Source organism: Sphingobacterium sp. G1-14 (assembly GCF_002196555.1).
Classification (GTDB): Bacteria; Bacteroidota; Bacteroidia; order Sphingobacteriales; family Sphingobacteriaceae; genus Sphingobacterium; species Sphingobacterium siyangense.
Genome location: NZ_CP021381.1, coordinates 3,956,354 through 3,982,661 on the forward strand (window position 1 = coordinate 3,956,354; position 26,308 = coordinate 3,982,661).

Annotated in this window: 28 protein-coding genes; 10 read left to right on the top strand and 18 right to left on the bottom strand. The window is 39.1% G+C overall.

Going from position 1 to position 26,308, the window contains the following annotated elements:
* Positions 1 to 59 precede the first annotated feature (59 nt).
* The 7 genes from CBM24_RS17090 to CBM24_RS27925 form a co-directional block, all read right to left on the bottom strand.
* Complete coding sequence (locus CBM24_RS17090; protein ID WP_088162077.1) at positions 60 to 1,145, bottom strand: porin; 1,086 nt, start codon at positions 1,143 to 1,145, stop codon at positions 60 to 62.
* A 47-nt stretch (positions 1,146 to 1,192) separates the two neighbouring features.
* A complete protein-coding gene (locus CBM24_RS17095; protein ID WP_088162078.1) occupies positions 1,193 to 1,759 on the bottom strand; it encodes a K(+)-transporting ATPase subunit C in 567 nt (188 codons plus the stop codon).
* Between the two features lie 25 nt (positions 1,760 to 1,784).
* Positions 1,785 to 3,794 (bottom strand): potassium-transporting ATPase subunit KdpB, encoded by a 2,010-nt coding sequence (kdpB, locus tag CBM24_RS17100; RefSeq protein ID WP_088162079.1) that lies wholly within the window; start codon positions 3,792 to 3,794, stop codon positions 1,785 to 1,787.
* A 25-nt stretch (positions 3,795 to 3,819) separates the two neighbouring features.
* On the bottom strand, positions 3,820 to 5,505 hold the full coding sequence (gene kdpA / locus CBM24_RS17105; protein ID WP_088162080.1) for a potassium-transporting ATPase subunit KdpA: 1,686 nt from the start codon (positions 5,503 to 5,505) through the stop codon (positions 3,820 to 3,822).
* Positions 5,506 to 5,646: 141 nt separating this feature from the next.
* Complete coding sequence (locus CBM24_RS28110) at positions 5,647 to 5,724, bottom strand: potassium-transporting ATPase subunit F (protein WP_075994865.1); 78 nt, start codon at positions 5,722 to 5,724, stop codon at positions 5,647 to 5,649.
* Positions 5,725 to 6,102: a hypothetical protein gene (locus CBM24_RS17115; protein ID WP_088162081.1), complete on the bottom strand. Its 378-nt coding sequence runs from the start codon at positions 6,100 to 6,102 to the stop codon at positions 5,725 to 5,727.
* A gap of 27 nt (positions 6,103 to 6,129) precedes the next feature.
* Positions 6,130 to 6,252: a hypothetical protein gene (locus CBM24_RS27925; RefSeq protein ID WP_257786997.1), complete on the bottom strand. Its 123-nt coding sequence runs from the start codon at positions 6,250 to 6,252 to the stop codon at positions 6,130 to 6,132.
* Between the two features lie 682 nt (positions 6,253 to 6,934).
* Between CBM24_RS27925 and CBM24_RS17120 the strand changes: the two genes are divergently transcribed.
* The 3 genes from CBM24_RS17120 to CBM24_RS17130 all read left to right on the top strand — a co-directional run bounded on the left by CBM24_RS17120 (position 6,935) and on the right by CBM24_RS17130 (position 9,052).
* Positions 6,935 to 7,666 (top strand): DUF1080 domain-containing protein, encoded by a 732-nt coding sequence (locus CBM24_RS17120; protein ID WP_088163607.1) that lies wholly within the window; start codon positions 6,935 to 6,937, stop codon positions 7,664 to 7,666.
* Between the two features lie 159 nt (positions 7,667 to 7,825).
* Positions 7,826 to 8,386: a hypothetical protein gene (locus CBM24_RS17125; RefSeq protein ID WP_088162082.1), complete on the top strand. Its 561-nt coding sequence runs from the start codon at positions 7,826 to 7,828 to the stop codon at positions 8,384 to 8,386.
* Positions 8,387 to 8,440: 54 nt separating this feature from the next.
* Entirely contained in the window at positions 8,441 to 9,052 is a 612-nt protein-coding gene (locus CBM24_RS17130; protein WP_088162083.1) for a hypothetical protein, read from the top strand.
* Here CBM24_RS17130 and CBM24_RS27365 read toward each other — a convergent pair.
* From CBM24_RS27365 to CBM24_RS17145, 4 genes are all read right to left on the bottom strand, one after another.
* Entirely contained in the window at positions 8,977 to 9,447 is a 471-nt protein-coding gene (locus CBM24_RS27365; RefSeq protein ID WP_075993232.1) for a hypothetical protein, read from the bottom strand. The two genes, CBM24_RS17130 and CBM24_RS27365, sit on opposite strands and share 76 nt — an antisense overlap.
* A 160-nt stretch (positions 9,448 to 9,607) precedes the next feature.
* Positions 9,608 to 9,925, bottom strand: coding sequence for a DMT family transporter (locus tag CBM24_RS17135; RefSeq protein WP_088162084.1), 318 nt, complete (start codon positions 9,923 to 9,925; stop codon positions 9,608 to 9,610).
* Positions 9,926 to 10,003: 78 nt separating this feature from the next.
* On the bottom strand, positions 10,004 to 10,561 hold the full coding sequence (locus tag CBM24_RS17140; protein WP_088162085.1) for a Crp/Fnr family transcriptional regulator: 558 nt from the start codon (positions 10,559 to 10,561) through the stop codon (positions 10,004 to 10,006).
* A gap of 17 nt (positions 10,562 to 10,578) precedes the next feature.
* The gene (locus CBM24_RS17145; protein ID WP_088162086.1) at positions 10,579 to 11,121 is read right to left on the bottom strand and encodes a DUF4269 domain-containing protein; all 543 of its coding nucleotides are present in this window, start codon (positions 11,119 to 11,121) and stop codon (positions 10,579 to 10,581) included.
* 123 nt (positions 11,122 to 11,244) lie between these two features.
* On the opposite strand from CBM24_RS17145, the gene CBM24_RS17150 reads away from it, so the two are divergent.
* The 3 genes from CBM24_RS17150 to CBM24_RS17160 all read left to right on the top strand — a co-directional run bounded on the left by CBM24_RS17150 (position 11,245) and on the right by CBM24_RS17160 (position 16,077).
* Positions 11,245 to 11,613, top strand: a complete 369-nt coding sequence (locus CBM24_RS17150) for a DUF1801 domain-containing protein (RefSeq protein ID WP_088162087.1) — start codon at positions 11,245 to 11,247, stop codon at positions 11,611 to 11,613.
* A 189-nt stretch (positions 11,614 to 11,802) separates the two neighbouring features.
* On the top strand, positions 11,803 to 15,069 hold the full coding sequence (locus CBM24_RS17155) for a carboxypeptidase regulatory-like domain-containing protein (RefSeq protein WP_088162088.1): 3,267 nt from the start codon (positions 11,803 to 11,805) through the stop codon (positions 15,067 to 15,069).
* Positions 15,070 to 15,132: 63 nt separating this feature from the next.
* A complete protein-coding gene (locus CBM24_RS17160) occupies positions 15,133 to 16,077 on the top strand; it encodes an MBL fold metallo-hydrolase (protein ID WP_088162089.1) in 945 nt (314 codons plus the stop codon).
* Positions 16,078 to 16,119: 42 nt separating this feature from the next.
* On the opposite strand, the gene CBM24_RS17165 is transcribed toward CBM24_RS17160, so the two are convergent.
* On the bottom strand, positions 16,120 to 16,719 hold the full coding sequence (locus CBM24_RS17165) for a nitroreductase family protein (protein WP_088162090.1): 600 nt from the start codon (positions 16,717 to 16,719) through the stop codon (positions 16,120 to 16,122).
* 142 nt (positions 16,720 to 16,861) lie between these two features.
* On the opposite strand from CBM24_RS17165, the gene CBM24_RS17170 reads away from it, so the two are divergent.
* From CBM24_RS17170 to CBM24_RS17180, 3 genes are all read left to right on the top strand, one after another.
* Positions 16,862 to 17,158, top strand: coding sequence for a winged helix-turn-helix transcriptional regulator (locus CBM24_RS17170; protein ID WP_198385931.1), 297 nt, complete (start codon positions 16,862 to 16,864; stop codon positions 17,156 to 17,158).
* 34 nt (positions 17,159 to 17,192) lie between these two features.
* Positions 17,193 to 17,759, top strand: a complete 567-nt coding sequence (locus tag CBM24_RS17175) for a Crp/Fnr family transcriptional regulator (RefSeq protein ID WP_088162092.1) — start codon at positions 17,193 to 17,195, stop codon at positions 17,757 to 17,759.
* Positions 17,760 to 17,832: 73 nt separating this feature from the next.
* Complete coding sequence (locus CBM24_RS17180; RefSeq protein WP_088162093.1) at positions 17,833 to 18,918, top strand: DUF418 domain-containing protein; 1,086 nt, start codon at positions 17,833 to 17,835, stop codon at positions 18,916 to 18,918.
* Between the two features lie 105 nt (positions 18,919 to 19,023).
* Here CBM24_RS17180 and CBM24_RS17185 read toward each other — a convergent pair whose 3' ends face one another.
* Together CBM24_RS17185 and CBM24_RS17190 are read right to left on the bottom strand one after the other, a co-directional pair.
* Positions 19,024 to 19,932, bottom strand: a complete 909-nt coding sequence (locus CBM24_RS17185; RefSeq protein WP_088162094.1) for an NAD(P)/FAD-dependent oxidoreductase — start codon at positions 19,930 to 19,932, stop codon at positions 19,024 to 19,026.
* 10 nt (positions 19,933 to 19,942) lie between these two features.
* Complete coding sequence (locus tag CBM24_RS17190; RefSeq protein WP_088162095.1) at positions 19,943 to 20,551, bottom strand: class I SAM-dependent methyltransferase; 609 nt, start codon at positions 20,549 to 20,551, stop codon at positions 19,943 to 19,945.
* A gap of 263 nt (positions 20,552 to 20,814) precedes the next feature.
* On the opposite strand from CBM24_RS17190, the gene CBM24_RS17195 reads away from it, so the two are divergent.
* Positions 20,815 to 21,477 (top strand): DUF1349 domain-containing protein, encoded by a 663-nt coding sequence (locus tag CBM24_RS17195; protein ID WP_075993244.1) that lies wholly within the window; start codon positions 20,815 to 20,817, stop codon positions 21,475 to 21,477.
* A 51-nt stretch (positions 21,478 to 21,528) separates the two neighbouring features.
* Here CBM24_RS17195 and CBM24_RS17200 read toward each other — a convergent pair whose 3' ends face one another.
* The 4 genes from CBM24_RS17200 to CBM24_RS17215 form a co-directional block, all read right to left on the bottom strand.
* Entirely contained in the window at positions 21,529 to 22,308 is a 780-nt protein-coding gene (locus CBM24_RS17200; protein WP_088162096.1) for a helix-turn-helix domain-containing protein, read from the bottom strand.
* A gap of 36 nt (positions 22,309 to 22,344) precedes the next feature.
* Complete coding sequence (locus tag CBM24_RS17205; RefSeq protein ID WP_088162097.1) at positions 22,345 to 24,900, bottom strand: BamA/TamA family outer membrane protein; 2,556 nt, start codon at positions 24,898 to 24,900, stop codon at positions 22,345 to 22,347.
* A gap of 90 nt (positions 24,901 to 24,990) precedes the next feature.
* A complete protein-coding gene (locus CBM24_RS17210; protein ID WP_088162098.1) occupies positions 24,991 to 25,416 on the bottom strand; it encodes a GNAT family N-acetyltransferase in 426 nt (141 codons plus the stop codon).
* 55 nt (positions 25,417 to 25,471) lie between these two features.
* Positions 25,472 to 25,927: a DUF1572 family protein gene (locus CBM24_RS17215; protein WP_088162099.1), complete on the bottom strand. Its 456-nt coding sequence runs from the start codon at positions 25,925 to 25,927 to the stop codon at positions 25,472 to 25,474.
* Positions 25,928 to 26,308: the final 381 nt, after the last annotated feature.

Here is a 26,308-nt window from a genome sequence, read left to right on the forward strand (position 1 = left end):
TATTGCCTTTCATTTCAGAAGGTTCCTGCCGATCCAACACACGGCAGGAACGATTGTTTTTAAAAACTAACGGTAAGTGCTGTTACAGCCGTTACACTATTTTTCACCAACTTATTTGTCCGATCAAGGAAAATAGCATCTTTATTCGTGAGATTACGTAGTTCCGTACGCCAAAGAACATTGGGAAGAATTGCATAATCTGCATTTAAAGAATAGCCAAACGTTTGAAAACCTTGCTCTGTAGTCGTAGAAACGATCACACCATGCTTATCGTTGTAATATTCTCCTCTTGCTGTTAAGCTAAATTTTTCGGTCGTCGCGTATCGTGCAATTAACACTGGGGTGTACCATACATTGTACTTCGAACTACCTTTTGCTTTTTGTTCAGCTCCAATATCAAATCCGAATGTGATTCCCAGCTTTTCGTTCATTTGATAAATTGCATATAGGTTATGAAAATAGCGCATCTGTCTGACGCTATCCGCTTTATCACTGCCTATAAAAGAACCACTATTGATGGTCCATTTATCTGTCGGTTTATAGACCAATTGATGCCCAAATGCTGGTAAACTGCTACCATCTACACGTTGAATCCGCTGCCATCCGTTTAAAATCAGCCCACTTAAAAATAGTTTTCCCGATGCGGATGTATAGGATATTTTTGCTCCTGTTTCAAAATAAGGTGAATTATCCGCAAAAATACTCCTTGTTACAGTCCAATTATCCTTTCCTATAGCACTTTCAAAGCCCAAATGGGAAGAAAATATGCCAGCATCGATCCATAAATTATGTTTTTTCGAGATACGTATACCGGCGTTCGCTTCGTAAATATTTTTTAAGACTCCGGGTTCCGCACCGTAGTTGGCATTCATATATGTACCAACACCTAAAGCAAGATTTGCACGGGTATTTGTTGTTTCGTATGCAGCTTTTAAAAGTGCCAAGTTTATGTTTACTTCATTCGTCCTATTGTGACTATATACAAAGCCTGGACGTGTATTTCCAAGTGGATTGTTAAAGTCCCGAAGGTAATATGCTTCAAGGTAACCACTGATAGACAATCGGGTATTTTGAGTCGTATCTTGCTGTGCAAATAATTGTGTTGCCCCTGCGAGTAAACAGGCCAACATCGCTAGTTTTTTCATGTAAATTGTTCTTATAAAATGTATATCGATAACCCTTTAGGTCAATTTTATTTTTCAACCATCTTGTCCAAAGCAATATTTAGTTCAAGGACATTGATTTTGCGAGGTCCAAACATATTCCATAAAGGCGTCTGAACGTGGGCATCAACAAGAGACTGTAGGCTATTTACCGATATACCTCTCGCTTTCGCAACACGATCAATTTGTATTTTTGCGGCCTCGATGGAGATATCTGGATCCAAACCACTACCACTGGCTGTAACAATGTCTACCGGTACCTGTTCGCGTTTTACAGTAGGATTGTGAACTAAGAAAGTATCGATACGGGCCCTAACTTCCGAAAGATATTCCCCATTAGAGGGTCCTTTGTTACTTCCACCCGATCCAGCAGCATTATAACCAACAGCTGAAGGACGCGACGAGAAGTAATCATCCCGCGTAAAGGCCTGTCCAATATTTCTGTAATACTTTTGCCCATTGTACTCAAGCATTTCCCCTTTTCCATGATTGGGTGCTATTTGAGCTATTGCCCATACGAGGGCTGGATATACCACTGAGAGCAGGAGCAATAAAACAATTGTAATCTTTATTGCCGGATATATATGTGTTTTCATCTTTGCTTTTATTATTAAAAATGTATTAGATAAATAGGGAAACCAGTAGGTCTATGACCTTGATACCAATAAATGGAACGAGTACTCCACCAAGTCCAAAAACGAGCAGATTTCTCCGTAACAGTGCGCTTGCACCTATAGGTTTGTATGCGACTCCTTTCAATGCCAAAGGAATCAGTAATGGGATAATAATTGCGTTAAAGATGACAGCTGATAGTATGGCACTTTGTGGACTACTGAGCTGCATAATGTTTAAACCTTGAAGTGCGGGTATTGCTGCAATAAACAAGGCCGGAATGATAGCAAAATATTTGGCGACATCGTTTGCAATACTAAACGTCGTTAGCGTACCTCTGGTCATCAACAATTGTTTGCCTATCTCCACAACCTCAATCAGTTTGGTTGGATCATTGTCGAGATCGACCATATTTCCAGCCTCTTTTGCAGCTTGTGTACCGCTGTTCATCGCTACACCAACATCGGCTTGTGCAAGTGCCGGAGCATCGTTTGTACCATCCCCCATCATGGCGACCAATCGTCCATCAAGCTGTTCTTTTTTGATATAGTTCATCTTGTCTTCAGGTTTCGCTTCGGCTATGAAATCATCCACTCCAGCTTTTTCCGCAATATATTTGGCCGTCAACGGATTGTCTCCCGTCACCATAACAGTCTTGATACCCATTTTTCGCAACCTTTCAAAGCGTTCATGAATTCCGGGTTTTATCACATCCTGCAATTCTATGACACCGAGAACCTGTTCATTCTCTGCAACGACCAATGGGGTTCCCCCATTTTGAGAGATAAGCTTTACGCGTTCATCTATTTCCTGAGGAAACAGATTTCCAGCCTTTACAATGATATTCCGAATAGCATCTGTTGCACCTTTACGAATACGTGTCTGTGCAAAGTCTATTCCTGAGCTACGGGTCTCAGCGGTAAACTTAATGAATACAGGGTTTTCGATCTTATAGCTCGATGGGTTGACACCAGCCAATTCAACAATTGATTTCCCTTCCGGTGTTTCATCCGCCATGGAGCTCAATGTGGCTGCACGTACCAGAGCTTCCTTCAGGACGCCATCTGCGGGGTAAAAATTTGTCGCCTTACGATTTCCGATCGTAATAGTTCCAGTTTTATCAAGCAACAAGACATCAATATCTCCTGCCGTTTCAACTGCCTTGCCACTTTTTGTTATGACATTTGCACGAAGTGCACGATCCATTCCCGCAATACCAATTGCCGATAAAAGACCTCCTATTGTTGTTGGAATCAGACAGACAAAAAGTGAAATAAACGAAGCAATGGTGATACCAACATTGGCATAATCCGCAAATGGTTTTAAGGTCACCGTTACGATAATAAATACAAGTGTAAAACCTGCCAGAAGGATTGTTAATGCAATCTCATTAGGTGTTTTTTGGCGGCTTGCCCCTTCTACCAATGCGATCATCTTATCCAAAAAGCTTTCACCCGGTTCTGTCGTTACCTGCACGACAATTCGATCGGACAAAACCTTGGTACCACCGGTAACTGAACTTTTATCACCTCCAGCCTCGCGGATCACCGGTGCTGATTCTCCGGTAATTGCACTCTCATCTATGGTTGCCAATCCCTCAATAATCTCCCCATCCAATGGAATTACATCTCCCGCCTGGCAAACAAAAACATCATTTTTTTTCAGTTGAGCGGACGAAACTACCCGACCATCACGCAGGGTTGCTGGAGTTTCCTCCCGAGTTTTCCGAAGACTATCTGCTTGCGCCTTACCGCGGGCTTCGGCAATTGCCTCAGCAAAATTTCCAAACAATAAGGTTAAAAATAAAATAAGAAATACCGTAAAATTATAACCAAGTGTACCTTGTGATTTTTCCCCAGTCATTATCCAAAGACAAACGACGGCCATAATCAGCGTCCCGATTTCCACGGTAAACATTACTGGATTACGGAACATTATTTTAGGATTTAGCTTCACGAAAGATTGCTTTAAAGCTTGTTGTACAAGTTCTTTCTGAAACAATGTTTGTTGATTGCTCATTTTTAGAATTCTTTAATTTTAAGTACTACATGGAAAAATATTCCGCAATTGGACCCAATGCCAACGCAGGGAAGAAGGAGAGTGCTGCAATAATCGCGATCACAGCGAATACCATTAAACCGAATGTACTTGTATCTGTTTTTAGCGTTCCCTCACCCTCAGGTATAAATTTTTTCTCAGCCAATAATCCCGCAATAGCAATTGGGCCTATAATCGGTATAAAGCGGCCGAGTAACAATACGATACCTGTCGAAATGTTCCACCAAATTGTATTATCTCCAAGACCTTCAAACCCACTACCATTGTTAGCTGCGGATGAAGTATATTCGTATAATATTTCACTAAAACCGTGAAATCCAGGGTTATTCAATGTAGAAGCACCTTGGGCTGGAAACGCTGTAGCAAGTGCTGTACCGACAAGGATTAGAAAAGGATGGGCAAGAGCAACAATCATAGCGATTTTCATTTCCCGCGCTTCAACTTTCTTACCCATAAACTCTGGTGTGCGCCCCACCATCAAGCCACTAATGAAAACGGCGAGTATAATAAAAATGAAGAAATTGAGTATCCCCGCGCCTACACCGCCATAAAAAGCATTCACCATCATCGCTATAAGTTCGTTCATACCAGATAAGGGCATGTAACTATCATGCATAGAATTGACAGAACCCGTCGAAATCATCGTTGTAACAATACTCCAAAACCCCGATGCCGCTGCTCCAATACGTATTTCCTTTCCCTCCATGGCGCCCATAGACGTGTCAATACCCATCTGTGCGATCGCTGGATTTCCAGCCATCTCCATTTTTATATTTGGTATTGTCAGGATGATAAACCCAATGGTCATCACACCAAACATCATCCATGAAAATTTACGCTTGCGAATAAAAAAGCCGAATGCAAATATCATCGCCATCGGGATAATAAACTGGGCAATCATTTCCACCATATTGGTCAAATAATTGGGATTTTCAAATGGATGCGCACTGTTCGCACCGAAAAAACCACCTCCATTTGTACCAAGATGTTTAATTGGGACAAAGGCAGCTACCGGTCCTCGGCTTACCTGTACGGTATCTCCAGCGACAGTAATCATGCTGTCCTTACCTTCGAAAGTCATCGGCATGCCTTGGAATACGAAGATGGCAGCAACCAAGACAGAGATAGGCAGTAAAATCCGGGTGCAAGACTTCACAAAGAAATCGTAAAAATTGCCCAATTGTGTTGTTCTCTTATCCCTGAAAGCTTTGAAAATAACCACTGCAGCAGCCATTCCCACGCCTGCGGTCACGAATTGAAGAAACATGAGCCAAATTTGTCCTAGATAGCTCACTCCTGATTCACCGGAATAGTGCTGGAGATTACAGTTGACCAAAAAAGATATACTGGTATTAAAGGCCAAATCAGCAGTCATTCCAGGATTCCCATCTGGATTTAAAGGCAAATGTCCCATATTCATCAGGATAGCCATGCTCAACAGGAACCACAGTAGATTAATTGTCAAAAGAGCAACGAGGTGCTGTTTCCAAGTCATCTGGAGGCTAGGATTAATTCCTGTCACCCGATAAAAAAATCGTTCCAATGGTTGAAACAATGGATCTAACCAGGTTTTTTCATTGCCATATACCTTAGCTATATATTTCCCAAGGGGAAGTCCGAGTAGTAATGTTACGATGAACATCACTATGATTCCAAGAATCTCTGTATTCATTTCTTTAGTTGATTTGTATAAAAAGTGTATCATGACCGATCGTCATCTAACCTCAAGCTCTTCTTTTCGCTATGTAACACGAAAAGAACTGACTGAAAGCGGGATTTCATCGCCGACGATAGAGAATGAGTAATCTTGTTATTAAAATTTTTCTGGCTTTAGAAGTACATAACAGATATATGCAAAAACCAGTAGTGCTACAATAAATAAAGCTGTCATTTACTTTGATATTAATAGATTATGAATTTGTTGTCCTTTAAGGACCTCTAAAAATGGTATTGGTAGCTGAGCTTCGATTACCGCCCATGCATTGACCGAACTGATGCGCCGAATACCTCCTAAAGATCTTACAAAGAGATTTTCCAGAATGTATTTGACATAATGATTTCCTCGTCCATAAATCATTCCGAGGAAATGAATATGCTGGCAAATTTTGTCCGTACTTTGCAATATAATTAAGCTCCGAAGGTGATTAATAACGGCCTGTAGGGCTCCTGCAAAATTGTGCTTCCGCAATAAGAAATTAATCTCTGATCGGATTTCCTTATAATGGAGCGCCATATACAAACCTGCACCGTATTGATTTAATTTTTTCATGTTGTGCGTAAAACTATACTTCAAAATCTAACCGATATAGAGTTGAAAAATCATTGCAATAATCAACACCACTACTATGATCTTCGCTATACGGTCTCCCGATAAATTATGTGCGGAACTTCTGCCTTTATTTTCTTGCTTCTCTTTCATATTATTTCTTTCATATTTTGCCGAAAAAATCGACCATTTTATAGAATAACCAGAAGAACAAAATTCCAGTTATGACGAGTATGATTGTTATTACCATTGTTAAATTTTATTAGTGAATCGCGATTTCATTTTGTTAAACTCAATTACATACCAGCAGCTTTACCGATCGTCCCTCTCGGAGGACTCTTGCCACATACTTTTCTTTTCCGTCCTGTTTTCATATTTACATTCATTTGTCCCAATAAGCCAAACAATATTCCACTATGCCATAAAACAACATAACACACTATCATTCAGGCGTTATAAAAAAATAAGTCACAAAATAGCATTGGAGAATCCTATCATTTTGATAAGGTTACTTTATCAAAATGAGAGTGACTATGCTGAAAATGTGATCAAATCATTATAATGTGTAACTTGTCATTTATACTTGAAAGGTGACCAAAAAACATAGACGGTTTGAACCAGTCTATTCTATAAAATGACGGAAAAGAATGTTTTAAAAATTCATAAATGAATAGGAGAATAGCTGAACCTCCGAATGAGTATTAGCAGAAGTACTATGTAACAAATTTGCAAAGGAACATGAAATTATCGCCAAAAGTTCATATTAAAAATTATTTTAGGGGATACATATTAAATGGGAAAACTTATTAAAGAGACACTTATACAAATAAAAACAATGATAAACTTAAACCTTTTCAAAAAAATCATCTTATCAGTCTTTATGGGCTGTATTTTACTCTCCTGTCAAAATGAAAAAAGCAGTCCCAATACATTAACAGAAGAAGAGCAAAGTAGCGGCTGGCAACTTCTATTTGATGGTACCACGCTTAACAATTGGCATACCTACAATAATAGCAAAAATGCTCCTACAGCCTGGGTCGTTAAAAATGGAGCTATTTACTGCAATCCAAACAGTGAAAGCCAAAAATATGACTTAGTATCGGACAAAGAGTATAAAAATTATGAGTTTAAGTTTGAATGGAAGCTCGAAAAAGAGGGAAATAGTGGCGTTTTTGTCAATGTACAGGAAAGACCGGATATCAATGCGACCTACCATTCAGGACCAGAATATCAATTGTTAGCAGATTCCCATCCTGATTTTGATAAGCCGCTAAAGCGTTCCGGCTGTCTTTATACATTTCTACCGCAGCAGAACTTTGTCAATATTAAAGCACAGGATGATTGGAATGAATCCAGTATTATTCAGAAAGACGGAAAGGTAACGTTCTACCTGAATGGTAAAATCACTGCTGAAATGGATTTTAATTCCGCTAAATGGAAAGATTTGGTAAAACATAGTAATTTCAAAGATTATCCAGAGTTTGGTAAACATATTAGTGGGAAATTAGCACTACAGGATTGGTCCAGAGGTGTTTCATTTAGAAATCTAAAAATAAAGACCTTATAATAAAAAAACTTCACAAGCCTTTAGTAAGTTAAAAAGAATTTAAAATCAAAATATTAATTAAATAAGAAATAAAATACTATATAAAATAAATTGTAGCGAATTAAATTTCAAAAACGTTACCTATAGTAAGTCACATAAAATCCTGACTTAACTATATTAATGAAGAAAATTATATTCATCGTCCTAGTCTCCTTGATTTCGTTGGAAGGATATGGGCAAGAAAACATGCAAAAAAAATCAGAAATTCGGGTGGGTTATGGACTTATTCCAGTCCAAGAGATCGGTACAATGCTCGGTGAGGGAATATTTATGGGTTTACTCGGAAGAGAAGTAGAACATTCCAGCGGAACTGGCACATTTACTGCCGGGTATTCACGTAATTTAAACAAAAGACTGTCTATAGGCATCGACGGATTTTATGGTAAAAATACGGTTTCTTACAAAGATGATCTTGGGGATTCAAAATGGAATGTTTTTGGGGGACTTTTGAATATGCAATATAGCTATTTGAATAAAACTAAACTTAAACTATATGGAAAAGGAGGTTTGGGCTATGCAAAATTTAACAATAGGCAAAAAGAAGATAGAGAAAGCTTCGGTGCGCTATCCTATCAATTTACACCGATAGCCATTCGTTATGGCAATAAACTAGGTGTCTATGGCGAATTTGGATTCGGTTACCTTGGGATTGCAAATGTCGGGATATCCTTCAAATTGTAAATTATCCAATTTTGGTGTTTCATTAACAGTTAAAACAAAACAAACAAAAAAAATATGATGTTAAAACTTACAATATCAGTAATTGCTGTCGCACTCGCTGCAAGCAGTTGTTCAACAACATTAAATACGAAAAAAATGAATACGGATACAACTGGTCTTTCCGTAAAAATTCAATCAACAAATGCTATTGCAGTTAAAAATCCAACGGGCAAGATTCGTCTGTATGCAGTTTCGGCCCAGATAGCAGATGTACCAGCTACAATGATTCTGGAAAAGAGTTTTACGGCGAACCAAATACCTTTTGATCTCAAACTCGATTTACCTAAAAATCACCTTAAGCTCATCCAGCCTAAAGTCAGTGACGCTGAGCCCATAAAATACTACGTAACATTAGATTGGGATTCCAACGGAGACGGCGAAAAGGGAAAAGGAGATATTGCGATTGACTTCACAAAAAGTTTCCTACCGTGGTCATTGGACAAGAAAATGAAATTTTTGTCGCAGAATCCAAATAATAAAAAAGTTTCCCAAGAGGTATTCGTCGGAGAACGAGATAGCTCTTGGGAAACCACACTTCAATTAGCAGTAAACTACCGCCAGTCAATTCTTGTATCTATCCAAAAACAATCTCTATTCCGCCGAAATAAGTCGTCCGGTCTTTGGTGATTGTAGATAAGTTCTTCCAAGGCGTTAAAATTATAGCGAAACATGTCTTCATCTTTTGATTGAATGGGGCGCAGAATTGAATCTTCATCATCGATAAAAATGTCGGATTCAAAAATATTGATTCGATGCGCATTCACCCATGCAATAGCCGTCTCCTTACTCATGCGCTCCAATGCTTTGGTCGCTTCCTGAAATTGTTTCATTTCCCAGGGAAGATCTTCGGGATAATGTGAGGCAATATAGTCTTGATAAGCTTTTATATCACCTTCACGGAGACATTCGTTGCGAAGCAACAGCCTTGTTGTATCCCGAGCAAAGCTAATATACTCCGGTCGCATAAATAGGCCGTACCTTTTACTATACAATTCTATTTTTTCAGCTAGTTCTTGCCTCATAATTTAATTGCGCAGCAAAAATCATCCCAACCTACTCTCTTCTAATGAGTTTAGACTAAAAAAAATAGATTTTATATATTTTTAACAATCCAATTGAAGAAAATTGAGCGCACATTCTATTTTTTTATGTAGACTGCGATAAATAACATTTCCAGTATTTTTAAAAAATCTTTAAGCCAATAATTCCTGCGACGATCAATGTTGCAGACAGGAGTCTAAATACATTGGCCGAATCTCCGAAAAAAAAGATTCCGACCATTAATGTGCCCACTGCCCCTAAACCTGTCCATACGGCATATGCTGTACCTATAGGAATAGCTTTTTGAGCATAAAATAATAATCCGCCACTAATGCTCATGGAGACAATAGCTAATAGAATCCAACCAAATTTATTTGAATCTGGCTGTTGAGCCATTTTTAATCCGAGCGGCCAGCCAATTTCAAAAATGCCAGCAATAATCAATGCAATCCAATTCATTTTCAATAGTTTAAATTTCTAAAGCAAAGATAATCGCTATATAAGGGGCATTTTTTGACTTATATCAAAATCGTGTACTTATCGCCGTATCCGGCTAAGCGTTTCCTGTGTAATTCCTAAATATGATGCAATATGGCCAAGATTAATTCTATTTAACAAATTTGGCTGTAGGCGGATGAGAGATTGATATCGTTCTACTGCAGATTCGGTATGCAGGGACATAATCCGTTCTTCAAGAATAATACAAACCTCCTCAGCAATCTTTCGGCCTATAAGATTTAGTTCAGGATAAATCCTATACAATTCATTCAAATCGTCCACAGAAATTGCATAGATCTCGGAGTCTTCCAAAAACTGAATATTTTCAAAAGAGGGCTTTTCAGTATAAACGGGCAAAATCGATCCAAAAATCTGGTTTTCTTCACCAAACCAACTGTTCATTTCACGTCCATTTTTTAAGAAATAAGCACGAATCAGTCCTGTACGCAAAACAAAATAGCTTGATAAATGCTGCCCTTCCCTCAAAAAATGCTCACCCTTTTTCTTAAAAAAATAACGAGTTCTATTTTCTACCGCTTTCTCAAGCGCTTCATTGAGATAGCCATATTTTTTAAATTGTTCAATTAGGGGATTCATACTATTTTAGATTAAAATCATTCATAGTTTATCGAATTATCTGCTGGATTATACTTTAGAAGTTCTGTATATGCATCGCCTTCAATTCCCAATAGCTGACAAAATGCCGGCTCAGTTTTTACCCCGCTCCTTTTGAGCTGTCTGACCTGCTCAGCGAATTCTTCCCCCCTCAATTGAATGATTTCATGCTCTTTAAGCATATGTAAATATCCATTCTGAATTTCAGTTGCTTTATCCGTCGCATAAATTTCAAAAAGCTGTTCCTCAATCGAGAAGCTGCACACGATTACATGACCGGTAGCCCGCTGTAACCGAAAATGTGCATGCTGCGAAAAATTAAGAGACAGCTTTTCTTCAAGAGCATCAAAATCATCTACACACAGAATAATGTCTATATCGCTCCCATCAATATCTACCTGAATCGGTATCGTACCAACTACAATCGGACTGTAGCCCTCAAGACGGTTAATAATCTGATAATCCCTCAGTAACCGATAGGCTTTTTTTTGCACTTTATTTCCACTCTTCAAATACTCTATATTTCTAAAATTTATGGTCATAAGCAAATCGATAATTCGATCACACAAAATAGGTCAGAATATACTAAACAACAAAAGAAAATTGTAACTAAATCATATAAAAAAGGATAAGTCTTGTATCTTTATTTGCAACACATCATTCATATGCAGGAGATCCAACATTTCTATCTGAACCAGAAAGAACCAAATAAAAGCTGTCTTTTAGCATTAAGACATATTATCCTTCAACAGGATACGGATGTGAGTGAGACCATAAAGTACGGTATGCCTTGCTTTTGCTATAGAAAAAAAGCATTCTGTTACCTTTGGACCAACAAACGGACTACATTTCCGTACCTACTGATGGTTGAAGGTAAACATTTGGACCAGGTACAACTGGAAGCAGGTCAGCGTCTTCGGATGAAAACATTGCCTATTGATCCACAGGAAGATCTTCCGATAGACACAATCGAAAGTATTCTGACGGCCGCCTTAAACCTCTATCGCAATGGCACAATTAAAATTAAAAAATAGCCATCAACCAGTGAAATAACCTATCATCAACCATTAAACGATAACCTATATAATTACCAAATGAAGGCCTCATATAGCAGCGATTGCGGAAATATTTAAATAATATTTACTTAACACAAAATCAATAATACTCTCCTACCTTTATCGCGGTTTAAAAATCACCTAGTCATTTAAACAGCTACAAAACAAATGAGAAAACATTTGATTACCAGCATTTTGCTAAGCACAATTGGTACATCACTTACCTATGCGCAAAATGAAACCACCTCTGCTCTGAATGGAACCGTCAGAGAGGGAAATTCGCCAATCAATGGGGCGACAATTGAAGCCATACATTTACCTTCTGGGACAAAGTACGTTACTTCATCGCGAAGTGACGGTCGCTACAATCTCCCCAATATGAGAATTGGTGGCCCTTATCAAATCACCGTAACTTATCTGGGTCATTCACCCAATATCAAACAGATCGAGAAACTAGCTTTGGGACAAAGCTCAACATTAGATATTCAGATGCAGTCCGCATCGCAAGTGCTGGATGAAGCTGTCGTTGTAGGAACGAGACAGGGAAAAGTCTTCAACTCCGGCCGAACAGGTGCAGCACAAAACATTTCCCGAACAGCGATTCAAAATCTACCTACACTCAATCGAAGCTTTACAGATTTTGTCAAACTGACGCCTCAATTTTCGATGCAATACGGTAATCCTTCGTTTGCAGGGAGAAGCAACCTTGCAAATAACTTTACGATCGACGGAGCGCTATTCAATAATGCTTTTGGATTACAGGGAACTATCGGAAGTCAAACAAACTCGCAACCCATCAATATGGACGCCTTTGAGGAGATTTCAGTAAACATCGCTCCTTATGACGTCAGACAAAATGGTTTTACCGGCGCTGCAATTAATGCTGTAACAAGAAGTGGTACAAACGAAGTACAAGGTTCATTAAATTATTATTTCAGAAATCAAAATTTAGTCAACAAATACAATTCGGCCGGGTTAAGAGCACCTGTCAACAACTTCAGCTTGAAAGGCTATGGTTTTACCCTAGGGGGGCCAATTATCAAAAACAAGCTATTCTTTTTTGCAAGCGGTGAGCTTGAGCGAAGAACAGACCCAGGAACAAATTTTATAGCTTCACGTGGAGGAAATACGGGGCCGAATGTTTCAACCGTATCTGCGGAGAAACTTGATGATCTAGCCAACTACCTAAAATCGATCGGCTATAATCCTGGATCTTATCAAGATTATCCTTTAGATACACGCAGTGACAAATTTTCCGTTAAATTAGATTACAATATCGATCAAAAAAATACTTTAAGCGCCAAATATTTCTACTTTCGTTCCTATCGCGACATCCTACCATCCAATAGTGGTGCGCCAAAAAATAATCGGCAACCGTCCAACCTTGGCCTACCTTTCAGCTCAGCAGGCTACGGTATAAACAACAACATGGACAATGTGAATTTAGAATTACGCACACGTATCAGTAGCAAATATTCAAATTCATTGACCGTAGGTTACAATGTCATGAACGATTTTAGGGAATCCAAAGGTGGTCAGCCATTTCCTTTGGTAGACATCATGAACCCCGACGGTAGTAGCATGACAGCATTTGGTTACGAACCATTTACAGCATTTAATAGTTTAAAGACGAAGGTATTTCAAGCTACAAACAACTTTAATATTTATGCCGGAAAACATGAGATTACATTGGGAGCCAATTTTGAAAACTACAAAACCACCAATGGATTTGCCCCGAACTATTATGGAGCCTATACATTTGCCAGTTTAGATGATTTCTACAACTCTGCAAAAAATAATGTTTCTAACGCAACCAAATACCAAATCCAGTATTCTGTTTTACCTGATGGATCATTTCCTTATGCAGAGATTTCAGCACGTATGTTTGGCCTATATGCACAGGATGCCTATGCTGTAAATGAGCATTTTAAATTGACTGCTGGATTGAGAGCCGATTTGACGAACATATCATCTCCCAATGATCTGAAAAATGATAATGTAACCAAGTTAAATTTTGATCAAGGTGAAAAGATCGATGTATCAAAATATCCAAAGAGTGCAATTCTTTGGTCGCCGCGAATTGGATTTAATTGGAATGTCAATGGAACAAATCAAACGCAGGTACGTGGTGGATCGGGAATTTTTACAGGTCGTCCGCCATTAGTATGGATTTCTAATCAGGCCGGCAATAATGGTGTCATGTTTGGTTCTGAATCCATCAATAATCCAACAAATAGACCGTTTACACCTGATGTGGATGCTTATCGCAACGTGAACCACCAAACTGCAGCCAACAACTCCAGTTATAACTTGGCGGTAACGGATAATAACTTCAAATTTATGCAGCTTTGGAGAACGAACCTTGCCGTTGACCAAAAATTACCGGGCGGTGTTATTGGTACTTTTGAAGCCATGTATTCGAAAGATATCAATTCGGTTTATTTCCGTAACGTCAATCTAAATACGACGGACGGAAAAGCTTTAGCTGGTGCCGATAACCGTATGCGCTATACAACACCACGTATCTATGGCGCCGCACAACCGACTCCTGAAAATCCTAACATTTCCGACGCTATTGTGATGTCCAATACATCAAAAGGCTATAGCTACACCCTTACAGGAACATTATCGAAAGAATTCAAAGGCGGTTTCTTTGCAAATATCGGTTATACCTATACAGATTCAAGATCTGTGAACGATGGAGGATCTATTGCGCAGTCAATGTGGCGTGATCGTTATGTTTCGGGCAATCCAAATAGTGCCGATCTTTCTTATTCAACTTATCTGGTTAAAAATAGATTTATTGCCAACTTCTCTTACCGTAAAGAATACCTGGATCATTTAGGAACGACATTCTCCTTATTTTATCAACTACAGGATGGGCCTCGTTATTCCTATACCTATGGCGGTGACCTGAATAATGATGGTTTGTCGGGCAATGACTTGATCTATATCCCGAATAGTAAAGCTGAAATTGCTCTTGTTGGCGACAATGCGCAAGACACTCGGACAGCTGATCAACTATGGTCTCAATTGAACGGCTACATTAATCAGGACAATTACCTGAATGCACACAGAGGCCAATACGCGAAACGTAACGCATTGGTAGGAAAAATGATCGGAACACTGGATATTCGTATCGCGCAAGATGTGTTTTTAAATACCAGCGGAAAGAAACATCAATTGCAGATTACTTTTGATGTATTTAATTTCGGTAATATGATCAACAAAAGCTGGGGAGTTGCCCAATTTGCCAACAAAGCAAACGGTATCTTAAATTACAAAGGATTGAATGCTCAGGGACAACCAACATTCTCATTCCCGTATTTAGATGCAACAAATCAGATTCCTTTAACCAACACTTTCTCGAACAGTGTGGATGAAACTTCACGCTGGAGAATTCAGCTGGGTGTACGTTACCGATTCAACCAATAAACAAAAAATAGTGTAAATTTGAACCCATCCTATAACAAAGGATGGGTTTTTAGTTTAATAATCATGAAAAAACTAGCGCTTTCCATTTTTACATTTCTTGTGACCATGACCTGTCAGGCACAGCATTTTGACCTTGTCCCGCTGGGAATATATGGTGGCGAACAAGAAGACAATCTTTCTGCTTATTTAGTAGGAACTCCAAAAGACACGGCCTTCCTTTGCCTCGATGCCGGAACCATAAATACAGGCATCAGAAAAGCCATTGCATTGAAAAGTCTAAATGGTTCGGTCGAAAAAATTTTACATAACCAAATAAAGGGATATTTCATTTCCCATGGACATCTCGATCATTTATCGGGTCTTATTATTAATTCTCCTGCCGATAGCAAAAAGAACATTTTCGCTATTGATCCCGTCCTTCAAATTCTACAAAATCACTACTTTATCACGGATACCTGGATCAATTTTGGGGATCAGGGCCAAAAACCCATACTAGGAAAGTATCATTACAACAATTTACAAGAGGGGCTGGAAACGCAAGTACCAAATACGGCATTATCATTGACGGCATACGAGCTGAGCCATGTAAATCCATATAAAAGTAGTGCTGCCCTCGTCCACTACGACAACCACTATCTCCTTTACCTTGGTGATACCGGTGCCGATCGGGTGGAAAAATCCGATCAGCTCGATAAGCTCTGGAATACCATTGCCCCACTGATCAAAAACAAACAATTAAACAGTATATTGATTGAAGTCTCCTTTCCAAATAATCAACCGGAAAATTTACTCTTTGGTCACCTAACCCCCAATTTATTGCTAGAAGAACTGCTAAAGCTTAAAGAAAAAACGGGACTGAAAAACTTGGAAGGGCTAAGCATAGTGGTCACACACCGAAAACCAACTGGTGACAACCCTGAAATCATTAAAAACGAATTGCTCAAGAATAATCCACTTAAAGTAAATTATATTTTCCCCGAACAGGGCAAAAAGATAAGTTTAAACTAATGTAAAAAAGATGAAACCGATAGTGGTTTCATCTTTTTTTACCTAGAGTTCTTCAACTATATCTGCAATTGTCAAGCGTGATTTTGCGGTAATGGCAGGCTGATTTGCATCCTCCACATGTCGATAGCCAATAGCAACTGCAAACAGCGTCTGATAGCCATCGAGTTCCAGTATTTCATCGTAGACGGAATTTTCAATTCCTTCCATTGGGGTTGCGTCAATATGATTTGCAGCACAGGCTGCAAGGAAAAATCCCAAAGAAAGATACACTTGTTGCTTCATCCAGGATTGAACATGGACCTCCCCTTTCGACTGCAAAAATTGCTTATAGTAATTAATCGATCCCTCTGGAAGCGTGTTTGCGATTTGCTCTTCAAAGCGATCTACATCGGTAAGTGTACTAAACACAACCAGATGACTTGCCTCATTTATCTTCTGTGCGTTCCAATAGGATGCGGCAGCGAGTTTTTGTTTCATGTCCGCAGAAGAAACAAAGAAAAACTTCCATGGCTGGCTATTGATGGAAGATGGACTCAATCGGATTATTTCCTTTAATTCAGCGATTTTCTCCTCCGGAATTAGCGCTTCTGAATTATACTTTTTCGTTGTGTAACGTTGCTTTGCAATTTCTAAAAAAGCCATAACATACAAGATTAAATTAACTATATTTTTTATAGTTGCAAACTTAAATATAGTGTTATATATTTGCAATAACGGTCAAACTTGATAGTAACAGATGTATTTGATAGACAACAAACAATACCCATGCAGTACCAGCCTGACTATGAAATACATAGGCGGCAAGTGGAAGGCAGTAATTTTGATTCATTTAATTGAAAAAAAACGCTATAATGAGCTGAGAAAAGAATGCGCCCTAATTACAGAGCGTACATTAAGCTTACAATTAAAGGAACTTGAGGCTGATGGTTTAGTAAAACGTACTGTACATACCGACAAAGCTCCATTGAAAGTAGATTACGAACTGACAGAATTCGGAAAAACACTTGTTCCACTACTCGAGTCGATCGCAGAATGGGGAAGAGAAACGGCGGGTCGGACCGAACGGATTCAACAAATGTAACGTCAGCAACTTTCGATCACTCAAATCAGCTATAATGAATGAGCATCTAAAAAAAATCAATGCTTTAATTGACGGTTTTGATGCGGAAACAAACTCAGCATTACAGGCCATTTCCAAAACCAAAAAATACAAAAAGGGCGAATTTCTTTTATATCAAGGTGAGGTCTGCAAGTCTAGCTTTTGGATAGAGGAAGGTATTACGAGGAAATACTATATGAATGAGAAAAAAGAAGTAACGACTGAGCTACTTTTTAAACATGATCTCGCAGTCGCCTTTAGCAGTTATGTTTCGAATCAGCCTAGCAGGGAGTTTATTCAGGCAATTACAGACGTTACTGTCTCGTGTATGGATAAAAACGCCTTTCAGTATCTCAAAATAAATCATCCTCAACTCATTCAACTCGATCTTTTAATGACAGAATACTATACAATGTGGTTAGAAAAGCGTCTTTTTGAATTTCACACCCTCAGCGCCATGGAAAAGTATAAGCTACTCCTTAAGGAGCAACCAGATTTCATACGCCATATACCGCTTACCTATATTGCTTCTTATCTGGGAATTTCCCTGGAAACATTAAGCAGGGTCCGCACAAAAATCTAATTATTTGATTTAAGTCAAATGCCAAACCAGTACATCTTTCAAAATTTGCAGTACATTTTGAAAATCAACTATCATGGCAGAAAAAATCAGATTTTTAGGATTTGATATCCTGAGAGCTTACGCAATCTTTGGGATGTATATCGTCAATTTTAATCTCGTTCTTGGAGATCCACAACATACCAGTTGGCTAGGTCAGTTTCTCACGCTCTTTAGCGGTAATTCGAGTACAATATTTGTTGTCCTATCAGGCATGGGACTTACTTTGCGAACAGAAAAATCTATTTACGCTTCTCCGCAAGAACAAGTTAAACTAAAGACTATTGTGCAGAAAAAAGCAGGTTTTCTATTTGTTCTCGGATTATTATTATCTATTTGGTGGCCTGCAGATATCCTTCACTTTTATGGATTTTACATGTTTATCGCCTCCTTCTTGCTATTCGTTGATAAACAATACTACATATATGGAGCAGTTTTCTTCACGATCATTTTTCATCTTTTGCTCATTTTAATTCCTTATGAAACTGGATGGAATTTTGATACACTAACTTATATCGACAATTGGAGCCTAAAGGGTTTTATCAGAAACTCTTTATATAATGGCTGGAATTCTATTTTTCCGTGGATGTCTTATTTCATGATCGGTATGTACCTGGGTAAACTGAACTGGACCAGCGCCATTGTTCAAAAAAAACTGTTTTTCATAGGATTGGTATTATACCTGGTAGTACAAGTTGCACAATGTATTCCTCAAAACCTCATTGGCATGGCAGCCTACTCTTTTCTAAACGCGGATTATCTTCCTCCGGTACTTCCATTTTTAATCAGTACAATAGGTTTTAGCCTGCTACTTATTAGCAGCTTCATGTACATTAGCCGCTTTATTACTCCCAATACATTTGTCAACTGTCTCGCGAAAACTGGCCAGATGACATTAACGCATTATATATCCCATTTAACATTGGGCATCCTATTATTTTCTTTTTTGGCTAGCAAAGGGGTGTTTCATCAAGTAATCGACCAACAAGCAACCTTATCACCAGGGATGATTCTCTTCCTATCATCGACCTATTTTATCGGCAGCTATTATTTTAGCAAAATTTGGACAAAAAAATTTAAGAACGGTCCATTTGAATTTCTTTTAAGACAAGCATCGAACTAGTGACACGCTTAAAGACAGCATTTACGCATCAGGAAGTTTTTGTGATATACTTCCTGATGAATTAACAAATTGCGATCACAGCCGGAAAACCGATCAATGCGGCCACTAAAAAACCTCGTCGACAAGTTCTTTATTAACCATTGCTCCAGCTAGGTTTCCTGTCGCAACAGCATTCGCCACCGAACGCATCATACTAGAATTATCTCCACAGGCAAAAACTCCTGCAAGTGAAGTTTTTTGAAAATTATCTATTTTGATATGTCCCTGTTCCGTTATTTCACAACCTAGTGCGGCAGGAATAGCCGAATGTTGCCTGAAAGGAATGGCAGCATAAACAGCATCAAAGGCAAGTTCACGACCGTCTTTTAATTGTACCTGCTGAACCCATCCATTCTTGTGCTGGATTTTACCTATTTCTTCTTCAATAATCGAAATACCGTGTAACTTCAGTTTTGCTTTCTGCTTAACATCAAAACTAGCCTTACCCGAAGTCAATAGCGTTAAGTCGGACGAGAGATTGTGAACCAAACCTGCAAGGTGAAGAGCTCTTTCACCATTGGCCATAATAGCAGTTTTTCCTTTTCGAAACTCATAACCGTGACAATATGGGCAATGGATAACCGAAATTCCCCAACAGGCTGAAAATCCTTGTATACTAGGCATAATATCTTCCACACCAGTCGCAAAAATGAGCTTTTTAGCCTGAAAAACGTCCCCATTTTCGGTGGTTATTTCATACCCTGTAGCTGTCTTCGTGCCGCTCACAGCAAGCCCTTTCTGGAACTTGACACTCGGGTAGTTCAGAACTTCTTCCCTTGCTTTTTTCGCTATACTGAGCGGCTTTTCACCATCATGCGTGATGAAATTATGGGAGTGCGGCGTCTGTCGATTACAAGGTAGCCCACTATCGATAATCAACACATTCCGCAAGGAACGTCCCAATGCCATCGCTGCAGAAAGCCCCGCATAACTTCCCCCAACAATAATTACCTCATAGCTTCTATCATCTTTCATATATACATTATTAAATATTAATCCTTTTCTGACAAATGATGAAGTAGAATGGAAAATTTTCCTCCACTTCCCTAATTTCCATTAATCCATAGGGGTCGAATTCGGCATGAATGGAATCAACATCGTAAAAGAACATATGTACTCCACCAAACATTGCAAATCGATCAGTGCCTATGGCCTCCCCCTTTCCGTAGATGCTTGCTTGCTTTGATACGGACGTAAAAATCATATAACCTCCTTCAGCCAATTGGTCAAAACAATGCTGGATTAACGCATTACGTTCTTCAGCATCCAATAGATGAATAAGCCCGTAACAAAATATACCCTCATATATATCCTGATCAAAAGGCATTTCATTAACTGAACCATGATGGATAACCGTATCTGCCCCAAAGGATTTCCGGGCGAGCTCTATTGCCGTTTTCGAGATCTCAATGCCTGTAATTTTTATTCCATTTTCCAAAAAAGGGCGACCGTTGCGACCGTAGCCGAACCCAGGAATCAGTATATTTTTGATGTTGTGTTCCAAAAAAAAGCCTACTGCAAACGTTGTAGACTTTGCGGCTTCATCCCCCCACATTTCTTGCTTCTCTATAAAATTACGTTCCCAAAATTCCATACTACTGTTGCTTATATTGTTTAAAATTGAAATCGATGCTGTTAGCTATACCAATTCGGTACTACAATGGATTAAAAGTCTACTCAGCGAAGATAGTATTTTTCACTATTGCAACTATGTAGCAAAAACGTTAAATGCAATTAAATTGCAAATAAATTACAATAGGATGAATTATTGAAATCATGGTTATTTATCAGTATTGAAAACCTGTGCTATGCTTAAATATCTTTGCTGAAAATGAATATCATCACAAAAACAAAAACATGAAAACTATAAAGACATTTTTAGCAGCTTCATTATTTCCATTGCTTACGATACAGGCCAGCGCACAAAAATTGGATAAGATGCTTTGGTTTAACGAACCAACAGAATGGAACATCAAAGACAATTCGCTTTCGATGTTCGTTACGCCTAAAAGCGATTATTGGCGTATCTCTCATTATGGATTTACAGTAGATGACGCGCCCTTTTTCTATACGCTACGCGGGGGAGAGTTTGAAGTCAAGGCGAAGATCTCGGCGAACTATCAAACCCGGTTCGATCAAGCAGGTATTATGCTGCGCATTGATCATGAAAACTATATAAAAGCAGGAATCGAATTTGTTGACGGAAAATACAATTTAAGTACGGTCGTTACACATAAAACAAGTGATTGGAGCATTGTTCCGATCGATAAGGAAATCCCCTACATCTGGATCAAGGCGATACGTCGATTAGATGCTGTCGAATTTTTCTATTCCTTTGATGACAAGGAGTATATCATGATGAGAAATGCCTGGCTACAGGATAATCACCCTGTTATGGTCGGTCTAATGGCAGCTTCACCAGACGGCAATGGCTTTCAGGCCAAATTTGATTATTTTACGATCAAACACCTTGCAGACCAACGTCGAAGCAAATGGCTGAAAGAGAATAATTCAAACTAAAAATACCGACGCCCATCTATAAGGTTGCCTCAGGTGGGCGTTGTCTTAAATCTAGTCAGTATGATCCCGCTGCATTTTGTTAAACACACTCACTGCTTCATATGAATTTCGTACACGAAGCTTTTGGAGTATATTTTGCCGATGCCGATTAACTGTATTTATACTCAGACCTAGTTTTTCGGCAATTCGCTTGCTAATCATTCCCTCCTTGATACAGCTTAAAATTTCTTTCTCGCGTGTGCTAATCGAAGTTTTTGCGCCATAACCATCCAGGTGATGGACCACGCCCGTTACCTGATTGAGAATATAATTTCGGAGATTGACTGATGTTTCAGTTTCTGGTAATAGGGTATAACAGCATAAAGCCAACTGTGGAAATTCCGGTCCCGGGGTGTCCAAGTAAAAAATTTGATGGGACAGCTGCATGATTTGCCCCTCTCGCCCCTCGACTCGCAGGACACTGTTTGCTTGATAATTGAATCGCTCCGCCAGATCCATTTTTTTGACCAAGTCAAGAAATTGAAGCTCCAAAGCATGCTTGATGGCCAAATCGTCGGGGTAAACACGTTCGAGAAGAAAATCCTCCCAAATACCGTTTATTTCCATTTTCTTTTCACCTGCAGGAAGATAAAGTCGCTCTGCAATTGTTCCGATATAAGTATAACTCCAGTTCGCTGTCAGGTCACTCAATACGGCTATACCATTATGAATGTCGGCAAAAGTTTTTGCGTAACTCTTATAGTGTTTTAGCACAGATAAATCGATGCTGCTATTTCTTAGCCTACGTTCCGCAAAATTTTTATCTAATTTTTTTTTGATCTCCGATTTCATTTCATTTCATACTTAAAAAAGCTTCATTTTAGGTCTTTAAAAAGAAAGTCCAACGCGAAGATAAGGCAATGTTGCTTCTTTACTAAAACCAATTACCCCCTGAATAGTGAGCAGGTCTCCAGGCATAAAATAAATTCCACCGCCGTACCCCATATGCCAATCATTGGAATTTTCATGACTCATCCATACCCTTCCGACATCATAAAAACCAATCGCTCCGACTGTTCCAGGGACGATATAAGAAGAGTAGCTAAATAATTTTAATCGCATGTCAAAATTATTATATAGCGCTGTTTTCCCAGTGAACCGTCGGGAATTATACCCTCTTAAGCTCATTTCCCCTCCAATTTGCGCATGCTGATAAAAATAGGGATCTCCCCATACCGCATCAAATCCCACACGATTTGCGAAAGTAATATAGTTGTCTGCAACCGTTTTATAAAAACTCATGGAATGCTGCAATTTTGTATAGTTGCGGCCCTCCCCTCCAATTTCAGTATTCCAGCCCAGCCTGGTATGTACGTGTACTCCAGATTTAGGATTGGCCATATTATCACGTGTATCATAATCTATCCCGCCAGTAAGCCCAGTGAAGAAATTACTCCCATAGATAGGTTCCGATGGATATTTTTGATGGAATTCCTCAAAATAACGTCCAACATTATTCGATTCTTTACTCGTATAATATTCGGAAGAAGATCCATAGAACACCTTGAATTTAGGTTCTAGGTACTTTTCCAGAAAAATGTCACCGCTCACAAGATCAAATCGATTTCGGTAATACGAAATGCGCTTTGAATCCGATTTATCGAAAATAGTATTGTTTCCATATCCAAAGAAATTACTCAGGTTTTTGGGACCAAGGGACGAAAGATGAATATAAAGATCATGCCCTGCAATGAGATCTTTATAATTCCCTTTGTAATCAAACATAAATGATTCGCGACCGGTCAAATAACTGCCAAGAAACTGATGCCGATAGGCATAAGGCTTCTTTCTGAACCCCTGATTCTCGATCATATACCCCAGTCCAAAAATAAGTCCACGATCAACCCCATAATCTAGGTTAAAAACGACCCCTTTACGATCATAGATAAAATTTTCATAGTCAAACTTATGGACAGCGCTGTCTTTGCTCAACTTCAGATGAATAGCATCATCAACCTGCATAGCACCCGGCACCTGATTTTTACCATCATAGATATAAACTTTGCTACCATTGGCAAATTTATCAGTTGTACGATATAGATTCTGTCCATCCCCCCCAATTAGCCGGATCTTTATGGGCGATTTGCCCGATCCATGTAACTTATATTCGTCAGTGCCCGATATGCCATATATACGAACTTCTTTGGTCTGATCAGGTACAAAGGTGCGTTTTAGCAGTTTTCGCCCTTCGGTACCATCTTTTTTCTTGTTGTGGATATTGACAGTGACCGAGCCATCCTTATTGTAATCGACATCCACAAATTCAGATTTGGCGGACAATGGTAGTTCAACGACACGCGCAAGAAATCGATAGTAGGTCAGTCCGCTTTCCATCAGCTCGTCCCTTCTTGAACGAATATTTGTTTCCAATTCATTCGCACTCATTTTCACAATTGTATCAGGCATCGTTAACATCGCTTGATGAATCAACGAATCCGTCAGTGTTTTCTGAACAAACTGTATTTCGTCAATCCATTCATCCTCTGTAAGATGAGTGAGAAAAAAATGATCAAAAGTACTCGCATTAAAATTCCAATGGGGCACATTTCGAATATGTGGACTAAAGGGTTGCAAATGAGCCTTCAGCCATTGATAGGAAAGTAATGTGGGAAATACCCCCGAAGTTTTATAATATACCTTATCCCGATCCCTTGGGACGGGAGTATAGATCTTTTTACCTTTTTCCTTTTCGGGATCCCAACGCCAATTATCCTGATGACGATCCCAGTCCCCCAGCGTAAAATCGAGCATCCGCGCACGTAGTGTGAGCTTCTGATCAATTTGCGTATCGTTGTCTTCCAACACTTTACGCATTACTTTTGCGCTATTATCTGTTTTTTGATCCTCAAAAGGGGTGCGCGCCTCAAACATGTAGGCCCTATTTTTAAATACCTCACGATACTCGCCGAACCTAGGGTCATCTCCTACAAAAACCAGTTCTGGCGAAGCTGAAGGAATACCTAAGGCTTTATTAAATGGCGGAACGGTCAATGCACCAAATGGATGATGTATCGAAATCTGATCTTGTACTATATCTTTTGCAAATGTCTTTCGAAGGCTTTCCGGTAGGCTACGTTCAGGGTATTTCTGAATAGACCTAAGAACCCACTCCCTACCCATAGAATCTACCAGTCGAAGTGACTGTGTCTGCATGCCACCACCCAACTTAACAATCTGAAGCCCGCCCCGCTCTGTAGCGAGATCCATCACACGCATCTTAACAGGAGTATTATATAATTTACGGTAACTATCTCCAAGCCAAAATCGATGCAGTAAACCCACTCGGTCATATTCAGGTGCGATCACCGTGGTAATACTGTCCATACGTTGTGCATGCGAATTAAAAACACAGCAACAGGCAATTAATGTAAAGATTCTTCTCATTTTATCTAAGTCGGGTCTTCGAGAAATCAACAGTCGATACAGGTAGAATGTTTGATGGTCTCGATATCTAATTGGGCTAAAGTTCACCTTTTAAAGCAAAGAATCAAAAACTTTCTGCTCCTTTTTTAGTATAAAACCACTATTTTGATAAAACGTATGGCTCTCGGTCCGAATGATATTGCATCTTACACGCAAACGGTAGCAATCGAGGGACCTAGACCAATCGGATGCCGCATGCAATAATAATCGGCCTAGCCCCCGACCTCGATATTCTTCATCGACAACCAAGCCAATGATTTCTATATAAACACCAGTCTCCATACTGATGACCTGATGAAGTTGAATCCAGCCAACTGTTTTATTGTCAATAATCCCCACAAATACAGCATACTCCTGCTTCCGCAACAGATCCTCCAAAATAGTTTTCGTTCCTTCAATATCGGCTGGATACCCCAGCTGTTCGGTCAAGGTTGCGAGATCCGGAGCATCAGATAATACCGCTTTTCTTATGTCCATACTATAAATTTGTTTCCTATGTTGTAGAACAAGAATAGGTTTACCAATACATTAACTATACCTCAGGTTGATCCAGCAGTCGCCGGTGATAGTTTATTTGGCCAAGGTGATAAGTTAGATGGGTGGTCAGATGAACAAGCAAATACTGCGTTGTTGTTTTTTCCTCAAACACGAGTATGGGATATATCTCAAGAAGGTTCTCCTCCGACAACAGATCCAGAGAACGTGTAACCACATCAATCGTATCATCTATCTGATCTAATAATCGTGTTCGAGGAATGTCTTTTAACGAAAACTCAGCCGCTCGATCTCTGATATACCCAGTCTTGCCTATTTCAGTACCAATATATGTTTGAAGATTTCCGATCAGGTGTAAACATAAGTTGCCAGCTGAATTGGAAATATCACGTTCAATAAGCCATATATTTCCTTCCTGTTTGTACAAAGAAATTTCATCACGCAGCCTGTTTAAGTCCCGTCGGAAAAGGTTTTTTAAAGTTTCTATAAGCATAGACTAAATTTAGGTATATTTTCTACCAAAAAAGCAACTTCTATATCAACACATCAACTTTAGCCGTCAATGGCCATATGGATACGAATGAAAAGTATACATCTCCACATGATATTGTGTAATTTTAAGCTGCTTAAAGCCCAATAACCATGAAGATAGTTTCAAATTTCCCAAAGAAAACCTGGGTAATTTTTAGTGTAATAACAGTTGCGGCCACCATTCTCTTCGCTAAATGCGATAGTCCATCCGATGGAAATGACAGATTAGGCTTTCCAATTCCTTTTTATGAATATATTGGCGGCAAACGCTCAATTGAATCTGAGATTCGAAGTAGTTTCAATTTTATTTATCTTCTTTTCGATCTTATTATCTATTTGGACT